Genomic DNA, 21,475 nt, shown 5'->3' on the forward strand with positions numbered 1-21,475 from the left:
TTTTATTGAGTTCGATTGGGTGTTCTGGTCGCAGGGCTGGCGTCAAGTTTTCTGCTCTAGCGCTAGGCTGCTGAATGTTAACGCGTCTCGTTAAAAAACGCGACGCACACCTTCACCGATGATCGGGGTAAAGACCGGCTAGGTCATACCCCGCACCTGATCGCAGCACCCTCTTCCTAGAAAGAGGGCGACTGCCAATTACGCCTGCGCCGCCATCTTCATAGCCTCTTCGACATCGACCGCCACCAACCGCGACACGCCCGGCTCGGACATGGTGACACCCAACAGGATGTCGGCCATCTCCATGCTGATCTTGTTGTGGGTGATGTACAGCAACTGTGTGCGCTCGGACATCGTTTTCAATGTTTCGGCGTAGCGCTGCACGTTGGCGTCGTCGAGCGGCGCATCGACCTCGTCCATCAAACAGAACGGTGCCGGATTGAGCTCGAAGATCGAGAACAGCAACGCCACCGCCGTCAACGCCTTTTCACCGCCGGACAGCAGATGAATCGTGCTGTTGCGCTTGCCCGGCGGGCGCGCCATTACCGACACGCCGGTCTCGAGCAAGTTGTTGTCGGTCAGCTCGAGGTAAGCGCTGCCGCCGCCGAACAAACGCGGGAAGAACAATTGGAAATTCTCGTTGACCTTGTCGAAGGTCTCGCGGAAACGCGTGCGGGTCTCGGCGTCCATCTTCTTCATGGCCTCGTCGAGCGTCGCCAACGCCTGCTGTAAATCGTCCGCCTGCTTGTCGAGATAGCCCTTACGCTGCGACAGCTCTTCGAACTCTTCGATCGCAACGAGGTTAATAGGACCTAGTCGTTCGATACGGTTCGCCAGCTGATCTAAACGTTCTTGCCAGTCCGGCTCATTCGCTTCCGCCGGCATCTCGGTCAACACTTGCGCCAGCTCGGCACCGGCCTCGCGTACCTGCTCGGCATGGGTATCGCGTCGCACGACCAACTCTTGACGCGTCACGCGCTCGCTCTCCAGACCTGAGCGAATCTCCTGCACCTGCTTCTCCGCCTGACCCCGCTGATGTTCTTGCTCACGCAACGCCGCATCGATCTCGCCGGTAATGCGGCGTGCGTCGTTCAGGCGCTGCTCGATTTCCAGCCGCTTCGTCAGCTGCAGATTCAATTCCTGACGCAGCTCTTCATCCGGATCGCGATTGTCGGCCAGCAACTCGGCCAACTCTTCGCGCCGCGCCGTCAAACTGCTTAGCTGCGCTTCGAGTCGAACGATACTGGCACGCGTCGACTCGAACGCCGTCTGTAAGGTGCGCTGCTCGATCTCGCTGTGATGCGCGCGGTCGCGCGCTTCGGTCTCGGCGCGGCGGCCGGCGGCCAACTGGTCTTGCACCACTTGCCGGCGCGCCTGCAGTTCGGCGCGACGCGCCTCGTGCGTGCTGCTGTCGGCTTCGGCCTGGCGTAGCAATTCGGTTGCGGCAGCAACGTCGGCCTGATCGCGCGTTAACTGCACATCGAGCTCTTGTTGCTCACGCGCGAGCTTGGCACCGCGGCCTTCCAACTGCGTCAGCCGTTCTTGCTCGAGGCCGAGACGTTCGCGGCCCTTGGCGCGCAGGCGTTGCTGTTCGTTGAGCTCGCGTGTCAGCTGCTGGCGCCGCTGTTCGAGCTCGGACAGCTCGGTGCGCGCCTGCGTCAAACTGGCCGTCAGCGTGTCGATCTCGGTACCACGCTCGGCGCAACCGCGCTCGATGGTTTCGATCTCGCGCTCACGCGCGAGCCAACCACGCTCGTTACCGGCGGCATGCGCCAAGCTCAACCAATTGCGCCCGACCCATTCGCCGGTCGGTGTGATGAACGATTCGTGTGCCGCCAGCGACTCGCGCCGGCTCAACGCATCGTTCAGATGGGTCGCGGTGTAAACGCCGGCCAACAACGGGGCGAGATCGATATCGGAGCGGACCTGCTCGAGCAATGCGCCGCTGCGGATACTATCGTTAGCACGCGGCGCCGCGAGATCGAGCACGGTGAGATGGGCCGGCTTGAGATCCGCCAGGCCGCTGGTGACATCCGGCAAACGTTCGGCGCAGACCGCCGCTAAACGCGCACCGAGCACGCGCTCGACCGCGGTTTCCCAGCCCGACTCGACATGCAAGCGACTGCCCAATCGCGGCGCCTGTTCAAGGCCGCGCTGGCGCAACCAATCGTTGATGCCGGCATCGTGCCGCGCCTCAGCGGCCGCCTGCAGCTCGCGCAAACTCGCCAGGCGCGCCTGCGCCGACTGCTGTTCGCCGCGGCGTGCAGTTACGGTGCGATTGAGCTCATCACCGCGATTGCGGGTCTCTTGGACGCGACCGGTGTTTTCGTTGAGCGATTGTTCAAGCGTGGCGCAGGTTTCATCAAGCGCGCGCGCTTCATCGCGCACGGCGTCGAGGCCGGCGGCCTTCAATTCGTTTTCGACGGCTTGCGCTTCATCGGCCAAGCGCGTGCGGCGTTCGGTCAAGCGCGTGACTTGCGATTCGAGTTGGCGAATGCGCGCACTTTGAATATCGCGCGTCTTGGCCGGCTCGGCGGCGGCAGTGTTAAACGCCTCCCACTCTTCCTGCCACGCCTGTACCGCCGCTTCGGCGTCGCGCAACGCCACGGTCGCGGCATCACGCTCGGCGGCGTAGTTACCGATTTGCGGACCGATCTCGTCCAGCTTTTGCGTGAGCTCGGTCAGTCGTGCCCGATCGGCGTTCAAATGCGCTTCGGCCTCAGCCCAAGCACGATTCAACTGATCTTGCTCGCGCTTCAACGCTTCGCGTGTTTCACGCGCGTGCTCGATCGCTTGCTCCAACCGCGACACCTCGTTGCCGACCGAGTAGTACTCGGCCTGCACCGCGTTCTGCGCGTCGAGCGCTTCGGTATGTTCCGACCGACGTTGCTCGATGCCGGCCTCGATCTCGCGCTGCGCTGCCAATGCCGCTTCGAGCGCGGTCTCGTGCTCACGGATGATGCTGTCTTGCGCGTTCAGTTTTTCGTCGAGCTCGCGGTAACGCAGCGCCAACAATTGCGCGCGCACCGTGCGCTCTTCTTGTTTCAATTCTTTGTACTTGGCGGCGGCTTTCGATTGCTTGTTCAGCTTGCCGAGCTGGCTGTCGAGCTCTTTGCGAATGTCGTCGACGCGCGCCAGGTTTTCGAGCGTATGCTTGATGCGGATCTCGGTTTCGCGCCGGCGCTCTTTATAACGCGAGATACCGGCGGCCTCTTCAATAAAGCCGCGCAGGTCTTCCGGCTTGGCTTCGATGATGCGCGTGACCATGCCTTGCTCGATGATCGAGTAAGCGCGCGGTCCAAGGCCGGTGCCGAGAAATAGATCGGTAATGTCTTTACGGCGGCAGCGCGTCTTATTCAAGAAATAATCCGACTGGCCATCGCGGCCAGCCTCGCGGCGAATCGCGATCTCGGCATAGTTCGAGTATTCGCCGCCGGCACGGCCCGCGGTATTATCGAATATCAGCTCGACGACCGCTTTACCGACGGGCTTGCGCGCGTTCGAGCCGTTAAAGATGACGTCCGCCATCGAGTCGCCGCGCAGATGCTTGGCCGATGATTCGCCCATGACCCAGCGGACGGCGTCGATAATGTTCGACTTGCCGCAACCGTTGGGACCAACGACACCAATAAGACTGCCGTTAATGGGAACTGTGGTGGGATCAACGAAGGATTTAAAGCCGGCGAGCCGGATAGTCTTAAGTCGCATGAAGGATAGCGCCTGCCTGCCTCTTTAATAGTGTTACAATTCTAACGAAGGACAACGCAGTTTCCCACGCCTATTCCGCAACGATGACCACCAGCCCAACTAGAACTTTAGAAACGTTTCCGAACCCGCAACCGGACCGCGATTATATCATCGAGATCCGTACACCCGAATTCACCTGTCTGTGTCCGAAGACCGGCCAGCCGGACTTCGCAACACTTTACCTCGAATACGTGCCCGACCAGCTATGCGTTGAGCTGAAATCGTACAAGCTCTACATCTGGTCGTTCCGTAACGAGGGCCACTTCCACGAGAAAGTCACCAACGCGATCCTGAGCGACTTGGTGGCGGCCACCCAGCCGCGCTACATGCGCCTGCGCGCCGAGTTCAACGTACGCGGCGGTGTGTACACGACCGTTACCGCCGAGCATCGGCAGCCCGGCTTCCGCCAGCCGCCGGCAATGCCGGACGACCTTCCCCGGACCGAGCAGGACGCTACCCAGGTAGCCGTTGTCACCGTTGCGCCCGTCGCCGCCGCACCGATGCCGGTAACGCCAGCGGCGCCGGAACCGGTCCTGCGCGCCACGGCCGATACACGCAAACCGTTCATGCCGCTCAATCTCGAAGTGTCCGAAGTCTCGTTTCCGGAGGCAACCGCAGCTGCCCCCGATAACTCGCCGACCTCGCCTTCGGATCGCTTGCGCATGCTGGCGCGACGCCGACCGAATTCTCCGCCGGCTGAACCGACGGTCGCGGTAACACCGCCATCCGCGAAACCGACGGCTCCCCCGGTTCCACCGAAGCCGGTCGCGCGGCCGGAACCGCCGCGCGATATCTATATAGGTATCGATCTCGGCACCAGCGGCTGCCGCGCCGTGGCGCTGAACGCTAAGCAACGGGTACTGGCCCGTACCGAAGCGACGCTGCCGGCGGCGCTGCGCCAGGGAAAACAAGTCACGCAAGATCCGAATGATTGGTGGAAAGCGGTCAGCGGCTGTCTCAAAGAATTGGTCGGTCAGGTCGACGCGAAACGCGTACACCGGATCGCCGTCGCCGGCAGCACCGGCACGATACTGTTCACCGACAAGAATGGTCAGCCGCAATCGCCCGGACTGATGGCGAACGATCGCCGCGCCGAAGACGAGGCTGAGCGTATTGCCGCTATCGCCGACGATACGTCGGCGGCTTTTGGCACCAGTGGCAGCCTGGCGAAGCTCTTATGGTTACAAGCTACCAAAGTGCACGCCCGCGCCGCGCATGTGTTGCACGCGGCCGACTGGATCAGTAACCGCCTCACCGGCAGTTACGGCCATAGCGATTACCACAATTGCCTAACACTGGGTTACGACCCACAAAAGCTAGCGTGGCCGAAGTGGCTCGACGAGCTGGATGTCAACCGGGCGCTATTGCCGAAGGTCCATGCGCCCGGCGAAACCATTGGCCGCATCAGCGCTGACACCGCCAAGGCGTTAGGCCTGCTCACCGATACCGAAGTGACTGCTGGCACGACCGACACGGTCGCCGCCTTTCTGGCAACCGGCGTATTCGAACCGGGCCACGGCGTCACTATCCTCGGCAATAATTTGACGCTGCAGATGATTTCGCCGAAGCCGATTTTCGCCAACCGCTATGGCGTCTATAGCCATCGCCTCGGACAGCGCTGGCTCACGGGCGGCACATCTAACAGCGGCGGCGCGATACTGTTGCAGTACTTCACGGTCGAGCATCTACGGGAAATGGCGACATTGCTCGAACCCGAGCACCCGACCGACCTCAATTATTACCCACTCCCTGCAACCGGCGAGCGCTTCCCGGTAAACGACCCGCGTTTGGAACCACGCCTGGAACCCCTGCCCGGCGATAGCACCGTCTTCCTACAAGGCTTACTCGAAGGCATCGCCCGCATCGAAAGCCAAGGTTATGCACGCCTGGCCGAGCTCGGCGCACCCAAGCTCAAAGCACTTTGGACTATCGGCGGCGGCAGCCAAAATTCGGCGTGGACACGGCTACGCGAACATATCGTCGGCGTTAAGCCGAAGTCGGCACGGTTTCAACATACGGCTTGCGGAGCGGCGCTGCTGGCGGCGGGCGTGGTGCAGGAAACTTTTGTTTGAGCGCAACCCTGGATATTGATTCTGACTCTCGCTCGTCATCGGCGGAGAAAATTTTGTTCACCCCGCCGTCGTTACGCTCTATTCCAACTCCACGGCATCGGTCTTCCGATCCGGCGACTCACGTGGGTCGCAACGCCGATGGACGTTTTCCCCGTTCGAGATAACCCCAAGCCACACCGATCACAAGACCGGCGGTATGCGCCCAATTAGCGATCGGACCCAGCAAACCGGTCCAACAAAGCACAAACCAACCCAGCATCATAACGACGGTTTGTTGATGCAGCCTATAACCGAAGCGCGGGTTGTATTTCCCCTGCATCCAGATATAACCGAGAAGCCCGTACACGACCCCTGACATGCCGCCGAAGTAAGGCGATCCGGTACACAAGTATTGGACGAGATTGGAGGCAATCCCAACGACCAATACAAATCCGCCGAAATACAACGGCCCGCGCTTTCCTTCAATGAGATTACCCAGATCCCACAACCACATCATGTTGAACACTAGATGCAGAATACCGAAGTGAATGAAGATCGGCGTGATCAACCGCCAAATTTCTCCCGATAAGATTTCCGATCCTGTGCCATCAACACCGGCAATGAACAGCGGTTGCAAAACATTCGCCGACGAGCCCAAGTTCGACATCAGCGAAACGATAACGCTGATGGCAATGAGAGCCACCGTGAAGGAGAAATAAAATTTTAAATTTCGTCGGGAAGTCGGTGATACTTTAATCATGTTTTACGCGTCGAATTAATTAATTTTTGCGTGACCGTAACAATCGGTACGCCAATGAATGAATACAGATATCGCAACCCCACCACCACAGGCACACTGACGACAATGCTCGTGACAAACATATCGGCGACGATATGGTAGTTCTGGTAGCGCATAAGCGCTACGTAAAACAGCAACGATCCGATCCATAAGCACTACGCGATCTTCAGTAACGGCTCGAGCTCCGCCAGCGCACGCCGATACACGTCGCGCTTGAAATCGATGATGTGATCGAGCGTGCTCCAATAGTCGACCCAGCACCAACTGTCGAATTCCGGTTTCTCGATCCCTCGGTCCAGGCAGACGTCGTTTTCCGACGCAACAAACCGCAGCAAGAACCAGATCTGCTTCTGGCCACGGAACGGACGATGCTGGCAGGTACGGCGCAAATAATCGTCGGGAATGTCGTAATACAACCAATCGCGCGTGCGGCCGAGCAGCGCGACGTGCTCTTCGCCGAGGCCGACTTCTTCATACAGTTCGCGGTACAACGCCTGTTCCGCGGTCTCGTGCGATTTGATCCCACCCTGGGGAAACTGCCAGCCATCGCGCCCGCGACGGCGTGCCCAGAATACTTGACTGGCCACGTTGCAAAGGATAATACCGACATTGGGTCGGTAACCTTGTTCGTCTATCATTGTTAGCTCATCAACAGCGCTTTTCGATACTTATAATAGCTGTGCCTGTTTTACGCTACCCTTTTCCTAACAACACTACATATTCATTACCATCGTGACTCTCGCACTCTTTGATCTCGACCACACATTGCTCGCCGGCGATAGTGACTACGCCTGGGGCGAATTCTTAATCGAACGCGGATTGGTCGACGGTGCTACCTTCCGGCCGGCGAACGACCGCTATTACAAACAATACGAAGCCGGCACACTCGACATTTACGAATTTCTGGCATTTTCATTGGCGTCGCTAGCACGGCACGACCGCGCGACGCTCGATCGATTGCATGCCGAATTCATGCAGAGTCACATCCTGCCGATGATCGCGCCAGGCGCAAAGGCGTTGCTCGAAAAACATCGCACACGCGGCGACACGCTGGTCATCATCACGGCCACCAATAGCTTCGTGACCGGGCCCATCGCCCGGGTCCTCGGCGTTACGCACCTGATCGCTACCGAACCGGAGCAACGCGACGGCCGCTACACCGGCGGCGTCGCCGGCACACCGTGCTACCGCGAGGGCAAGGTCGAGCGGCTGCACGCATGGCTCAAGGTGCATCCCGGCGAGCTGAATGGCAGCCATGGCTACAGCGATTCGCACAACGATTTGCCGTTACTGCAAACGGTAACGCACCCAGTGGCGGTCGACCCCGATCCGATTTTGCGCAAAACCGCCGAGGCGCGCGGTTGGCCGATCATCAGCCTGCGCTAGTACAACGGTAAGTCACTGGCGGACGCCGGCAGCGCCGCCAGTGATAGAGGAACCATCACAATCCGATAGACGGACCAAATCGACCTATCGTCTGGCCCAGCGCCGACGACCTCGGCTATACTGCCTGCCTCGTTAACGCCGCGGCCTTCGCCAAATTACTCCTAACGATGGCAGCATTCCTCAACCACACCCGAACGCAGCGGCTCAGCAATCTCGGCAATATGATTAGTCGGCTGCGACTACCCGGCAGCTTGCAGGCTCGACTCACCGCCGCTTTCTCCGGCCTGATTCTGTTGACCGCCGTACTGGTAACCATCGCTCTCGCTAAGTACACCGCCCACGTACAACTCGAAGCACAAGAAAATTTCGGCCACCGCCTGATCCAAACTCTGGCACCGGTGGTGCAAGGCATGATCGCCACCGACAAAGTGTTCGGACTGGACGGCTACGTCAGCCATATTGCCGACGATCCGGCGATTGCGGCGATTCGCATCACCGACGCCTCCGGAACTCGGCTTTACGAATATGTCCATGACACCGAGCCGGCTGCTTGGTATACGCGCCTACTGACGCCGGAGGCGACAACTCCGCGCCGACTGTCGACGACGCTCCAAAGCGCCAGCGGCGCCAAGCACGTCGAGTTCACGCTCGCCGTCGCCCCGCTCAACGCGGCCGTCCACCATCTCATTGTTCAAGGCGCAGCGGTAACGGCAACGCTGCTGCTGCTTACCTTCATCATTGCCTATACCCTGCTCGCCCGCTTTACCGCGCCGCTGAAACCGCTGACCGAATGGGCCCGCGAATTTTCGCGCGGCAATTGGAAGCCTGGCATCAAGCTGATGCCATCGAGTAGCCGCGAAATTCAAGAGCTCAATCAGGCATTCACCGACGGTTCGGCGGCGATGCGCCACTACATCAACAGCCTGTCGGAAGCGCGCGAGTTGCTCGAACACAGCGAAACGCAACTACGCAAACTAATCGACGGCATGCACGAGATCCTGTTCGAGATCGACTCGGACGGGCAGGTGGTGTTTCTCAATCCAGCGTGGGAACGGTTGACTGGCCATAAGATCGACGAAACGATCGGTAAGACGTTCAGCGATTTCCTGCTCGACGAAGACGCCGTGCGCGATTTCGCGCCGCAACATTTGGCCGAATTGCACGAAAAAGGCCGCGAGGTGCCGTTTCGTACGGCCTCCGGCAAAAAGCTCTGGGTCAGCGTCGATGCCGACGCGCAAATCGACAGTGGCGGCGTTTTTACCGGCGTTATCGGTACGCTCGGCGATATTACCAAGAGCGTCGAGCTCAATCGGTTGCTGAGCCGGTACCAAGACGAGCTCTATCACATGTCGGTCACCGACCCGTTAACCGGGCTCTACAACCGGCGCCACTTCGATACCCAGCTCGAAGTCATCCTGTCGGATCATCTCACTAAGAGCCGGTCAGTGTGTCTGCTGCTGATCGACCTCGATGGTTTCAAATTCATCAACGACACATACGGCCATCCGTTTGGCGACGAGGTATTGCGCACAACGGCGCAACTCTTGAAGCAACAGGTACGGCGCAATGACTATATTGCTCGCCTAGCCGGCGACGAATTCGCCATGGTGCTGAAGAACACCAACCTCGAGAACGCCACCAAGATTGCGCAGAAGCTGCACCAACAAATCAGCCTGACGCGCGTGCCGCTGCCGGTCGGCAGCATGCAACTACAGTCGTCGCTCGGCGTGGCCGAGGCGCCGACCCATGGGCGCAACGCGCAAGAGCTGGTGAGCGCGGCCGACGTCGCGCTGTACCACAGCAAACGCCGCGGCCGTAATCGCATCGAGGTGCTGTCGCCCGACGTCAGCCAGGCGATGATGTCGATCTTCAGCCAGGGCTTTCAGCTGCGCACCGCGCTCGAGGAAGGCAACATTCATCCGGCGTTCCAGCCGATCTGCGACATGCAAACCGGCTTACCAATGGCGTACGAAGTACTGGCGCGTATGCGCGTCAACGGTACCATCATCCAAGCGAAAGACTTCATTGCCGTCGCCGAGGAGCTTGGGCTGACGCGTGATGTCGACCTGCACATCATCCGCACCGCCCTCGCCATCACACCTGCCGAACAAGCGCTGTTTCTGAACGTCGATCTGTCGTCCTTCAACGATCGCGGCTACGTCAAGGAATTGGGCTCGATTCTCAAACCCAGCTGTGAGGCAGGACGCGCCATTACCATCGAAATCACCGAGCGTGAGTCGATCCCCATCAGCGATACCCTGCGGCAAGACATCCAAGAGCTACGCGCGCTCGGCTGCAAGCTGGCGCTCGACGACTTCGGCAGCGGCTACTCCACCTATAACTTCCTCAACCAGTTCCGTCCGGATTATTTGAAAATCGAGGGGTCGTTCGTGCGTGGCATGGTCGACAACGAATCCGACCGAAAAATCGTCACTCACATCCACACGCTGGCGCAATCATTCGGTATGCAAACTATCGCCGAGAGCGTCGAAAACGAGGCTACTCACCAAGCACTGCGCAAAATTGGCATCGGCAACGCCCAAGGCCTGCTTTTTGGCCTTCCGCAGCTGGGCTCATAGCAAATTAGCGCGCAAGGCACGTGCCCCGTGCGGTCGCTAAAACCCCGAGAAACTGCGCTCCCTTAAGCCTTTTTCTGGTCTCAGGTGATTGCAATATTTCTTCAGTTTAAGAACAATACGGGCTCATTGAGTAGAAATATGCTCAATAAGGTAGATGTACCACTCCCCTGTCGTTACCTAGCTATAAGGAAAACGTAAAGTCATGAAAAAGTATGCCATTCTGCTTGCGGCGCTTGCCGCGGTGGCGGCCGTCGGCGCCTGCCAGAAGAAAGACCAGGCTCCGGCCACCACCGAAGCCCCGGCTGCTGCTCCTGCCGCCCCGGCTGCTGAAGCTGCTCCGGCCGCTCCCGCTGCCCCGGCTGCTCCGGAAACCGGTAGCACCACCACCACCCAGTAGTAAGCATTTAGATTGTCGCAGTATCAACCGGCCTGTCGCCTGGCGATGGGCCGGTTTTTTTATGAGTACCGAAAAAGTCTTTAACTTTCTCGGTCTGAATTTAGGGTGTAGTAAACCGAGCGTGTAATGAACTTCAGCCACTTAATTCAGATCAACGATCCGTCGAAGCCGGAGATCCCGCCGCTATCGCGCGAGCAACTTTGGAACGGACTGGTGGCACGCGCTGAGAAGCCGAAGTATTTCGTGTTTGGACTGGATGAGTGTCAGATTCTCGAACGCGGGCCGACGACGCTGACGCGCCAACTTCGTTTCGGCAACGTGTTGGTTCGCGATCGCGTGACCTTCGAACCGCAAACGCAAGTGCAGTACGAGATTGAGTCGTCCAAAGATATGCCAGGCGGCCGCTTGTTGATGCGCATCGAGGAACCACAGCCGGAACAGTTTTTTCTGCGCTTCGATTACCAGCTCGATGTCGCCCACGCCATCGACGTGGATTACTACAACGAGTTTCGTAAATCGGCCTATGTCGAGGCCGACATCGACACCGTGCGGGCGATCCGCGAGCTCGCCGCCGAAGGTTTGCTTTAAGTCGACGGCGGTATTTTTTGCCGATTAGGCAGTTGTTGCAGCACCGTTTGCTTTTGCTCGGCGGAATACGTCGACCAGCCGGCGATCTTCGCCAAGGTGCGCCGGCAACCGCTACACAACTGCGTTGTGGGAGCGAGCTGGCAAACGCCGGTGCACGGCGCGAGTTCGGTTCTAGACTTATCATTCAATTCGACTATGGCCCACGATATTGCCGTTCGCCGACACCGAGGAGTTTAACCATGCCGACGTCGCTCAATCTTGACGCTCTATGGATGCCGTTCACCGCTAACCGTGCATTCAAAGCGGAGCCGCGACTATTGATCTCGGCCAAAGGCATGTATTACCAAAGCGCCGACGGCCGCAAAATTTTGGACGGCTCCGCCGGCTTGTGGTGCGTCGTCGCCGGTCATTCGCATCCACACATCGTCGCCGCGGTGCAGCAGCAAGTTGCCGAATTGGATTTTGCGCCGAGCTTCAACGTCGGTCACCCAAAAGCGTTCGAAGCCGCGGAACGATTGGTAGCGCTCGCACCGAAGGGTCTCAACCGTGTGTTCTACACCAACTCCGGCTCGGAAGCGGTCGATACCGCGCTCAAGATTGTTCTCGCTTATCACCACATCAGTGGTCGATCTGGCCGTACTCGGTTAATCGGTCGCGAGCGCGCTTATCACGGCGTCGGCTTCGGCGGACTCTCGGTCGGCGGCATGGCCGGCAATCGTAAACACTTCGGTTCACTGTTGCCCGGCGTCGACCATTTGCGCCACCCGCTCGACATCAAGCGCAACGCCTTCTCGCGCGGGTTGCCGGAACATGGGGCCGAACTCGCCGGCGAGTTGGAAACGCGATTGTTGGCGCTCCACGACCCGAGCACGGTAGCCGCGGTTATCGTCGAACCGCTGCAAGGATCGACCGGCGTCATTCTTCCGCCAAAGGGTTACTTGCAGGAACTACGCCGCATCTGCGACAAGCACGGCATCTTGCTGATCTTCGATGAAGTCATCACCGGTTTCGGCCGACTCGGCAAGAACTTCGCCGCCGATTATTTCGGCATCACACCAGACATCATCACCTGCGCCAAAGCATTGACCAATGGCACCGTGCCGCTCGGCGCAGTGATTGTGCGCCAAGAAATTTATGACGCGTTTACAAGCGCTGCGGCCGATGGCCAGATCGACTTCTATCATGGCTATACCTACACCGGCCATCCACTGGCCTGCGCCGCGTCGATCGCAACGTTAGATGTATTGCAACAAGACGGTTTGATCGAACGTGCTGCTTCTCTCAGTGACTACTGGCAAGACGCGGTACACAGCCTGCGTGGATTGCCGCACGTGAAAGACATCCGCAATCTCGGCATGCTCGCTGGCATCGAACTCGAACCGTTGCCGGGCAAACCGGGCGCACGAGTGCAGGAAGTGTTTCTCCGCTGCTTCTGGGAACAGAATCTTTGGATCCGCACCACCGGCGATATCATCGCCCTGTCGCCACCATTGATCATCGAAAAGTCAGAGATCGATCGCTTGATCGACGGTATCGCCAACGTTTTGAAAGCGACTAAGGATTTGGGTTCGTAGTCTCCCGAGCCTCGTCTGCCACTCCCCTCTCCCCTTGCGGGAGAGGGGCCGGGGAAGAGGGGTGATCATATAAATCATCGACTCCGAAAATTCCCCCTCTCCCTTGTTCTATTCCCGCCGGGGTGCGCGAAAATCGTGCGCACCCGTTCGACGGCGCGAACACACGTTAAGTGTGTTCGCGAAAACCCCGTCTCACCTCCCGCAAGGGGAGAAGGAGACGCATTAATTAACGTCGAGAACTAAGACGTCTCCACCGCCCGCACAAACGCACCACTCTGATAGTCCTGAATCGCCTGCTCAATCTCCTCACGCGTGTTCATCACGAACGGCCCGTACTGCACGATCGGTTCGCCCAGCGGCCGCGCCGCCAGCAGAATGAAACGCGCATCGGTGATCGCGCTGATCTCGATCTGATCACCACCCGATAACAACCCAGCGTTCTGCGCCGCGAGTCGACGCGGCGAATCCCCACCACCGACGCGCACATCGCCTTCGTACGGATAAATAAACGCGTTGTAATCGGCAGCAACGGCATGCGCAAACCTCGCCCCCGCCGGCAACACGACGTCGACATACCACGGATCGGTACTCACGTTACGAATCGGTCCCGATGTGGTCGCGCCGTTCACCGTCAGCGTACCCGCGATGACTTTCACCTGGCCACCACCCGCCAACGCCACCGCGGGAATCTCCGCCGGCTCGATATCACGATACGACGCCGGCTTCATCTTTTCGCGCGCCGGCAAATTGATCCACAACTGAAACCCACGCATGCGTCCCGCCACCTGCTGCGGCATCTCCGAATGCACGATGCCGCGGCCGGCAGTCATCCACTGCACACCACCCGGTTTGAGATCGCCGCGATTACCGAGGTGATCCTCATGACGCATGTGACCATCGAGCATGTAGGTCACGGTCTCGAAGCCACGATGCGGATGCGGCGGAAATCCAGCGACGTAATCGTCCGGATTGTCGGACGAAAATTCATCCAACATCAGAAACGGATCCCACCGCTGACCGCCAACGCCAATACTGCGCCGCAACTTAACGCCAGCGCCGTCAGACGTAGGCACCGATTCAATAACGTATTGCAACGCACGTGTCGTCATCACACTCTCCTCAATTATCCAATGCTTCAGTAGCCACTACTCTCCACCATCACGTCCCCTCCCCCTCAGGGGGAGGGACAGGGTGGGGGTGGGTTTGTGTATCGCTACGCCGCCGCCGCAACTTTCTCGGATACCGCCAACCGTTCAATCGTCGACTCCGCCCGCGCCAACGCTGAGATCTTGCTGGCATCACCCAACGCCAATCCTTCCGCGTACACAAACTCGACATCGTCAATCCCGATGAACCGAAGAAAGTCGCGCACATAGCTCGTCTCGGTGTCGAGCGACGTGCCGGCATACAACCCGCCACGGGTCGAGAACACGTAAACCTTCTTACCGGTCAATAAACCCACCGGCCCGGTCTCGGTATAGCGAAACGTAACACCAGCGCGTGCGACATGATCAAAATACGCCTTCAACACCGACGGCACGCCAAAGTTATACATCGGCAACCCGAGCACGATCACATCCGCACGTTTCAACTCATCGATCAACACATCCGACTCGTCGATCACCGCCTGCTGCACCGCCGTCCGCTCGCCCGGCTTAGCGAGAAACGCCTGGAACCGTTCGGCCGTCAAATGCGGCAGCGGTTGCCGCGTGAGGTCGCGCACTTCAACCGTCGTATCCGCATGCGCGGCGCGGTAAGCGGCGACGAAACGATCGGCGAGCTGGCTCGACTGACCGTGGCCGGCGAAAAGGCTGGAGTTGATCTGCAGTAATGTCGTCATGGTGTTTCTCCGTTAATGTTTGGACTGTGACGTCATTAAAGGATTTACTCATCCGATGAAAAAGATCAATATTTCGCGTCTACCCATCGGATTATTCGATCATGGCCGAGATGCCCCACATTAGCCTGGAACAATGGCGCGCCCTGATGGCGGTCGTCGAGGCCGGCGGTTATGCGCAAGCCGCCGAGGCGCTACACAAAAGTCAGTCGTCAGTCACCTACGCCGTGCAAAAACTGGAATCGCTGCTCGGCGTAAAAGCGTTCGAAATCCAAGGCCGCAAAGCAATCCTCACCCCCACCGGCAAACTCCTCTACCGCCGCGCCCGCACATTGCTCGGCGACGCCGTCGATCTCGAACGCGCCGCGCGCAAATTGTCCGCCGGTTGGGAGGCGGAGATTCACCTAGCCGTCGATATTATTTTTCCGACGTGGCTGCTACTGAAATGTCTCGACCGCTTCAACAGCGAAAGCCCGCACACACGCCTCAACCTGATCGAATCGGTATTGAGCGGAACCACCGAAGCGCTACTGCACGGCCAAGCCGACCTCGCGATCGCCGCGCAAGTGCCGTCCGGTTTCATGGGGCAACCGCTGATGCGCTTACGCTTCCTGCCGGTGGCGCATCCCGATCATCCGCTGCATCAATTAAACCGCGAGCTCACGGTGCAAGATCTGCACGGCCATCGTCATCTCGTGGTACGTGACTCCGGCGTCAAACGCACCGACAGGTTGACGGTACAAGTCGAACAACGCTGGACCGTCGGCCACATGACAACGTCGATCGAAGCCGCGCGCAGCGGTTATGGCTTCGCTTGGTTTCCGGAAGAAAAGATTCGCAAGGAATTGGCCGAGGGTTCGTTGAAGCCGTTGCCGCTACGCGATGGCGGCGATCGTTACGCCGAGCTGTATTTAATCTACGCCGACCGCGACGCCGCCGGACCGGGAACGCAGCGGCTGGCGCAGATCATTGTCGAGTCAGTGGCGAGTGAGTGTATGCGGCATTCGCAGACGACGAAGGCTGGGACATAAGTGCATTCGCTACTACGCTAATTCAGGCAGGATCTGACAGAAACCGTCGGATAGTAACGCCCTGAGGGTCGATCCGAAACTGACACTCAATTGTAGTAGGTAGGAAATTCGACTCTAATGGTTCCGAAGTTCGACGCTGTCAGTCTCCATTCCAGCCTTGGCCAGATTGTGTTACACCTACGCGCGCCACCGGACAGTTAAACATGCCGCAGACTATCGTTTTCGATACGAACTACCTGAGATCTTTTGGCGATTCAGACTATCGAATCGAAAAACTGCCGCAGAAATTGCACGATCAGATCAAGTTGGCATTTTCGCGCGAGGACTTGGTTGCTCTCCCTAATACCGTAAGACTCGAAACAAATGCGTGGCTCGCTTTACAAGCTGAAACTGCGCAGAAAAGTCTTTTAGATGCACATAAACTGCTGCGAAATGCAGGGTACGAGGTGTCCCCTGAGATTACGGAAAAGAAACACAATATAGACATCGCCACAGTCCTACGGAAATATTTCTCAACCGTTTATTTGCTTGAGCCGACCATAGAAGACTATAGGGAGGCCGAACGACGTACGTCCTATCGATTGTCTCCGTTGCCAAAGAAAAATCCTACCGGAGAAGAATACAGAGATAGATTAATTTGGTGTCAACTGGTCAGCTATGCTCGAGCTAGCAAGACGCCGATCTTATTGGTATCAGGTGATGGATTGTTTCACAATGGAGCTGCTTCTGACGAAGGAAAAACAGCTTCCATCGAAGTAGTCGAGAGCGAATCGGACCTCGACCAGAGATTGAATCAAAGGCCGCATCACATTCAAGCCGTCGTTGACCAGTTGCTTATGTTTTCGATGAATTTGCAGAGACAAGGTGTCGATTTAAAACCGGAATCAATTGTCGGCATCGAGGAACTTCGAAAGGTAAATGAGGCAAACGGTTCGCTTGTTCTGAAGTTCATGCTTCGAACAATCGGAATCAAGGAAGTCTCGTCGCCAGTATCTGCGAGAATGGTATCCCTTGGTGGAGTTCCGATTTTGCTTAGCCTGTCATTGGGCGAAAGAGCAATAGAGTGTGCCAGACAGATAGGCCCTCAGGAAAAAGAGAAGTTGGCACTGGATCGTTTTCGTGACACAACAAACATTGAGCAGGTAGCGGATGAGCTAAGAAGTTTGCTGAGGAGTTGAGCATGAATATTCGTTTTGGGACGCAAGTATTTAGAGACGTAAAGATCCCGGTGCTTTGGGGTAAACGGGCTATCATCGGACACCCTTCCGGCGAACTTTCGGTAGTGGACCTTAGTGAATCTATTGCACGGCCGGAAATCGTGACAAACAAGCCTTGGACCAACATCGAGTTTTCGGACAAAGAAGACGGACTTGTAATCTTCAAAAATGGCGCGCCCGTGCTTTTCTACTCTCCACCGCGCAAATTATTCCGTGATTTAAGCGGTAGCCTTCCGGAATGCGAAATTTCATCTCAAGAGATTCGAATTGGAACCAATAGAATTCAGAATGCTATGGTTTCTGGATTTCAAGTAGGCATAGGAATTTCTGAAGATGGATTCTTCATTGGTGGTCCGTTGCCAGCAGGGCTCGCCACTCTCGCGTTTTAGCAACGTGCGGATTCTGACACAAGCATGCGATGCGGGCGTTTAGATTGCCTAACGTCGATTCGAACTTAGCCTGGGGCTATCCGTGGAAACGGGTCTGAAATAGCAAGCAAGCGTAGGGTGGGCGCAGCCCACGCGGATTCGATAACATGCCACGATGTCCCGCTATCGACGCACCATCGCACCGGGAGGCACGTTTTTGTTCACGGTCAATTTAGCCGATCGGCGATCGTCGTTGTTGACCGACCACATCGATTTACTCCGTGTGGCTTACAGCAAGGTAGCGCGGGAACTGCCCTTCGACACCGTGGCGATTTGCATTCTTCCGGATCATTTGCACGCGCTGTGGCGATTGCCGTCCGCGGATGGAGATTTCTCGACGCGTTGGCAACGGATCAAGGGCTATTTTTCACAGCAAGTGTAGCGTGCGCCATGCGCACGATTAATCCATCTCTCCGAAACCGCCATCATCATGTTCTATGGCGTCTACTCGAGGCGATGCCCAATCCACGGAGTACACACCGCGCTCGACGAATCGATGAAAGCTTGAATAGCGCCATTCGCTCGGCTGTTTCACGTAGCCGTGTTTAACCGGATTCCAATCAATATAGTCCGCGTGTTTCTCGAAATCACGCTCATCACGAATTTGATGTTCCCAGAATCGGCGTTGCCATAATCCCAACTCGCCGCGTTGTTGGCGCGATCGAGTTAGCGGGGGGCGAGATGATGTCACGTGTTTTTTGGCTGACGGTGCGTTTGATGATATTCCAACGGGTGGCGTAGTCGGCGTCGTTTTTCGGCGGAGTCCAAATGCAGTGCAGATGATCGGGTAGCAAAACAAACGCCTCGATGGTGAAGGGATGCGTTGTTTGAACGGATCGGATACTTTGTTTTAAGGCGTCGTAAAACGGGGTTTCGGTAAGCAGTGGTTGGCGCTGATAGGTATTGACCGTAAAAAAATAGGTTGCGCCGGGGACGGTGAATCGGCGGAAGGTGGCCATGGTGCGATTGTAAGGGACGTGCGCATGGCGCACGCTACATTTGCTACATTCATTACAATCCGGTAAAGCACGGCCTGGTGCATCGTGCCTCCGATTGGCCGCATTCGGGTTTTCATCGGTATGTGCGCGAGAGACAACTTCCATGTTGGCGAATGAACGCGTGGGCTTCGCCCACCCTGCGCTCGCTATTATTTTCCTATCGTTCGAAAAGCATGATTCAGAACAATGCAGTAATCTTATCGATCTCCGTCAGCGTCAACACGAAATCGAAGATCTCGATGTCTTCGCGCATATGCACTTCGGTTTTGGTTCCGGTCAACGGTACGACGTCGAGCTGAGTCAGGTAACGGAATAAAATTTGCGCTGGGGTGCGCTGGTAGCTGGATGCCAATGCTGTCAGGTTGGCGTGCGCGAGGATATGGGGGTTAGCCGTCAGCGTCCAAAAACTTTGGTAAATGATCCGGTGTTGTCGACAGAAGGCGCGGATCTCGTGGTCGTAGTGGGTGTCGGCGTAGAAACGATTCTGTACCACAGCTGGCTTTATCCTCGCCGAGCGATACAGTGCCTCGAGGTAATCGAGGTTGTAGCAATTACTAATCCCTAATTGTCTCGCTCCGCCGTCGTCGACGATCCGTTCCAGCGCCTGCCACACTTGCGTCAATTGTGTTTCGGCGACGGGGGAATGCAGGATGAGGCAGTCGACATACTCGGTCTGCAGATTGCGTAGCGACGTCGTAAACGACTGTGCGACCTGCTCGGCGGGCCGTGCTTGGGGATCGTACGGAATCCGATTCGGGTCGTGGCCGGATGGCGGCGTGAATTTGGTCTGCAGGTAGAAATCAGCGCGCGTCAGTTTGTCGTTCAGACATGCGGCCAGTCCCGCGCCGACACCGGCTTCGTCATAGTGCTTGGGCTGACATGCGGTATCGATGCCGCGAAATCCTCGCTGAATCGCGCTTTGCACCAGGCTTGCGGTTTGGGTTTTCTTCCACGCGGTTCCGTAGATGATCCGGGGACTGCGCACGCCGCTGGTAGAAACGATGAAGTTATTTTCCATTCCGTTGCCCTCGCGAGTGAAAGGACGCTTGTTAACAATTACTTAACTGGGTGTAGTCCAATCTGTTCCCCGACTTGCTCTCAGCCAACCTAAAACTATATCTAACCGCGCGCAAACCAACGTACTATGTCTATGGTTCGTGCGTACACGGAGCATCGCTCGTTCCGCGACTCATCAGGTGCACAACACACTTCATTTGAGGATGATGAATATCTGACGGGTGCGCAATGTACACCCTACTTTATAGAAAAAGTCGGTCGGAGTTTGGCTACGCTGCTTCATTTTTTTCACTCCAAGGAGGGACAAATGATCCGCATTGATGTGTCGGTCGTCGCACTCTGTACTCTAGGATGCTTGTTGCAGGTACCACTGGCGCAGGCACAACCCCCGATCCTTACGTTTACCCCCAAGTACGAATCCAAACTATTCATCAACACCATCCCTGCCGCCGACTGCCCAGCGAGCGCTACGCGTGTGGTCGGCGCCGGCCCGGGTTTAATCGCCGCGGCCAATCGGGCGGCGTTCCGCGCGTTCTGTCGTGCAACCAGTCTCGGCGAGAATCCGCCTAACGGCGCCGTCGTCAATCCGTTGGATGCGCGTATACGCGGGCAAGTCGATCTGAGTTTTCGTTGTCAGGCGGGGAATCCGTTACCGCTGGCACCGACCGCGGTCACGCCGGGTCCAACAGCGGCTGGACCGGAAGCGCCTTTGATAAACGGCATCGTCAATGCGCCGGTGGCACGGGACAACTTAGCGGCGACTGGCGGTTGGGGATTTGTGCTGTCGGGACATCCAAACCCGATCGTCGAGCCAGCGTTTCAGGCGCTGGCGGCACGTGCTCGTTCGGATATCTGGCATAAGTTCGACGCGACCGTGACCTGTGGTGTCGATGCACGCGGACTGCCGACCTACACCATTGCGCGAACGACCCTCTATACGTTCTTTCCGTCGCATAAGGTGTGGTTCTACGCCGGACCGGCAACGCCAGCGCCGGGTAACTTGAACCCGAACATTGGCCAACGCTCGTTTGGAGATCTGTGGTTCTTGCCGGCGATACCCGCGCCATAATCCAGCACGAGGAGCACTCATGATGAACGCCAAAACGGTAACTGCCCTGAGCGTCTTGTTCGCATTGGCCTGCGCGAGTTGCACTTCCACGTCGCCGCCCACAGCGCCGACCGCCTGTAACTTCAGCGTCCCGCTTCCGCCCGACCCGCTACCAGCAGGGTTCAGCTGGCAGCCGCTGGCACAACAATGGTGTTCCCAACTCGCTGCCTGTGGCTATGCGACACAAGGTTGCGTCCAGGAATATCTCGCCGAAATCAACAGCGGCCCAACAACCGCCGCCGCCACGACACCGGGTACGGGTACACAATTATCGATCGACCGTGGCCAATGCGAGGACTCGGTCGAGGCGCAAACGAATCCGGCGATCTGCAATGCGAAGAGGATCCAAACGCAGCAAGGTCTTCAATGAGTCAACGACCGGAAAAGGTGACAGATGAAAGTTGAGAAGCGCAGAACTATAACTATAGAGATCGGAGTGAATTAATAAATGAGCAACGGGATCATTGTTCAAATTTTAATCACTCTGATCCTTATCGCTCAGCAATCTATTTAGGGAACCGATCATGCCTCCGAAGAAGAGACCGAGAGCCGAACCGAGCACCGCGTCGAAGAGAACCTTTGTTAGTGATACAAGTCCCTTCTCGACCGGGTCCGAATTTTCACGCGGTACTACCTGGCCACATCACGACGAGTCGGATGACTCCGATGCCTACGAATCGCCGGCGATTGCCCGCGCCCCAAAGGACTCGGTCCGCGT

At 57.5% G+C, this 21,475-nt stretch carries 19 protein-coding genes and 1 pseudogene; 12 read left to right on the plus strand and 8 right to left on the minus strand.

From position 1 onward, the window contains the following. Positions 1-198 precede the first annotated feature (198 nt). Positions 199-3,708, minus strand: a complete 3,510-nt coding sequence (gene smc / locus HY308_00910; GenBank protein ID MBI3896837.1) for a chromosome segregation protein SMC — start codon at positions 3,706-3,708, stop codon at positions 199-201. Positions 3,709-3,791: 83 nt separating this feature from the next. On the opposite strand from smc, the gene queF reads away from it, so the two are divergent. Then, positions 3,792-5,819, plus strand: coding sequence for an NADPH-dependent 7-cyano-7-deazaguanine reductase QueF (gene queF, locus HY308_00915; GenBank protein ID MBI3896838.1), 2,028 nt, complete (start codon positions 3,792-3,794; stop codon positions 5,817-5,819). Positions 5,820-5,937: 118 nt separating this feature from the next. Here the strand turns inward: queF and HY308_00920 are convergent, their stop codons facing one another. Together HY308_00920 and HY308_00925 are read right to left on the minus strand one after the other, a co-directional pair. Then, entirely contained in the window at positions 5,938-6,558 is a 621-nt protein-coding gene (locus HY308_00920; GenBank protein MBI3896839.1) for a rhomboid family intramembrane serine protease, read from the minus strand. A 194-nt stretch (positions 6,559-6,752) separates the two neighbouring features. After that, positions 6,753-7,235, minus strand: coding sequence for an RNA pyrophosphohydrolase (locus HY308_00925; GenBank protein MBI3896840.1), 483 nt, complete (start codon positions 7,233-7,235; stop codon positions 6,753-6,755). Between the two features lie 94 nt (positions 7,236-7,329). Between HY308_00925 and HY308_00930 the strand changes: the two genes are divergently transcribed. The 4 genes from HY308_00930 to HY308_00945 all read left to right on the plus strand — a co-directional run bounded on the left by HY308_00930 (position 7,330) and on the right by HY308_00945 (position 11,547). Next, complete coding sequence (locus tag HY308_00930) at positions 7,330-7,983, plus strand: HAD family hydrolase (GenBank protein MBI3896841.1); 654 nt, start codon at positions 7,330-7,332, stop codon at positions 7,981-7,983. Positions 7,984-8,150: 167 nt separating this feature from the next. After that, on the plus strand, positions 8,151-10,562 hold the full coding sequence (locus HY308_00935) for an EAL domain-containing protein (protein ID MBI3896842.1): 2,412 nt from the start codon (positions 8,151-8,153) through the stop codon (positions 10,560-10,562). Positions 10,563-10,764: 202 nt separating this feature from the next. After that, positions 10,765-10,959 (plus strand): hypothetical protein, encoded by a 195-nt coding sequence (locus tag HY308_00940; GenBank protein ID MBI3896843.1) that lies wholly within the window; start codon positions 10,765-10,767, stop codon positions 10,957-10,959. A gap of 126 nt (positions 10,960-11,085) precedes the next feature. Beyond that, entirely contained in the window at positions 11,086-11,547 is a 462-nt protein-coding gene (locus tag HY308_00945; GenBank protein ID MBI3896844.1) for a DUF1857 family protein, read from the plus strand. Here HY308_00945 and HY308_00950 read toward each other — a convergent pair. Then, positions 11,544-11,735, minus strand: a complete 192-nt coding sequence (locus HY308_00950; GenBank protein ID MBI3896845.1) for a DUF1289 domain-containing protein — start codon at positions 11,733-11,735, stop codon at positions 11,544-11,546. The genes HY308_00945 and HY308_00950 overlap by 4 nt on opposite strands. 51 nt (positions 11,736-11,786) lie before the next feature. On the opposite strand from HY308_00950, the gene HY308_00955 reads away from it, so the two are divergent. After that, positions 11,787-13,121, plus strand: coding sequence for an aspartate aminotransferase family protein (locus HY308_00955; GenBank protein MBI3896846.1), 1,335 nt, complete (start codon positions 11,787-11,789; stop codon positions 13,119-13,121). A 239-nt stretch (positions 13,122-13,360) separates the two neighbouring features. Here HY308_00955 and HY308_00960 read toward each other — a convergent pair whose 3' ends face one another. Next, positions 13,361-14,230: a pirin family protein gene (locus tag HY308_00960; GenBank protein ID MBI3896847.1), complete on the minus strand. Its 870-nt coding sequence runs from the start codon at positions 14,228-14,230 to the stop codon at positions 13,361-13,363. 104 nt (positions 14,231-14,334) lie between these two features. After that, positions 14,335-14,961, minus strand: coding sequence for an FMN-dependent NADH-azoreductase (locus tag HY308_00965; GenBank protein ID MBI3896848.1), 627 nt, complete (start codon positions 14,959-14,961; stop codon positions 14,335-14,337). A 110-nt stretch (positions 14,962-15,071) separates the two neighbouring features. On the opposite strand from HY308_00965, the gene HY308_00970 reads away from it, so the two are divergent. The 4 genes from HY308_00970 to HY308_00985 all read left to right on the plus strand — a co-directional run bounded on the left by HY308_00970 (position 15,072) and on the right by HY308_00985 (position 18,016). Then, positions 15,072-15,989: a LysR family transcriptional regulator gene (locus HY308_00970; protein MBI3896849.1), complete on the plus strand. Its 918-nt coding sequence runs from the start codon at positions 15,072-15,074 to the stop codon at positions 15,987-15,989. A gap of 203 nt (positions 15,990-16,192) precedes the next feature. After that, positions 16,193-17,167, plus strand: a complete 975-nt coding sequence (locus HY308_00975) for a DUF4935 domain-containing protein (protein MBI3896850.1) — start codon at positions 16,193-16,195, stop codon at positions 17,165-17,167. A 2-nt stretch (positions 17,168-17,169) separates the two neighbouring features. Beyond that, positions 17,170-17,595 (plus strand): hypothetical protein, encoded by a 426-nt coding sequence (locus HY308_00980; GenBank protein ID MBI3896851.1) that lies wholly within the window; start codon positions 17,170-17,172, stop codon positions 17,593-17,595. 154 nt (positions 17,596-17,749) lie between these two features. Next, positions 17,750-18,016 (plus strand): transposase, encoded by a 267-nt coding sequence (locus tag HY308_00985; protein MBI3896852.1) that lies wholly within the window; start codon positions 17,750-17,752, stop codon positions 18,014-18,016. Positions 18,017-18,034: 18 nt separating this feature from the next. Here HY308_00985 and HY308_00990 read toward each other — a convergent pair. After that, a pseudogene (locus tag HY308_00990) lies at positions 18,035-18,593 on the minus strand (transposase). 217 nt (positions 18,594-18,810) lie between these two features. Further along, positions 18,811-19,650 carry an aldo/keto reductase gene (locus HY308_00995; protein ID MBI3896853.1) on the minus strand — a complete coding sequence of 280 codons (840 nt, stop codon included), beginning with the start codon at positions 19,648-19,650 and terminating at the stop codon, positions 18,811-18,813. Between the two features lie 306 nt (positions 19,651-19,956). Here HY308_00995 and HY308_01000 point away from each other — a divergent pair, with 306 nt between their 5' ends. Further along, entirely contained in the window at positions 19,957-20,718 is a 762-nt protein-coding gene (locus HY308_01000; GenBank protein MBI3896854.1) for a hypothetical protein, read from the plus strand. 19 nt (positions 20,719-20,737) lie between these two features. Then, positions 20,738-21,127, plus strand: coding sequence for a hypothetical protein (locus tag HY308_01005; protein ID MBI3896855.1), 390 nt, complete (start codon positions 20,738-20,740; stop codon positions 21,125-21,127). The last annotated feature ends 348 nt before the right edge of the window (positions 21,128-21,475 follow it).

The organism is Gammaproteobacteria bacterium (assembly GCA_016199745.1).
In the GTDB taxonomy this organism is placed as follows: Bacteria; Pseudomonadota; Gammaproteobacteria; order Acidiferrobacterales; family Sulfurifustaceae; genus JACQFZ01.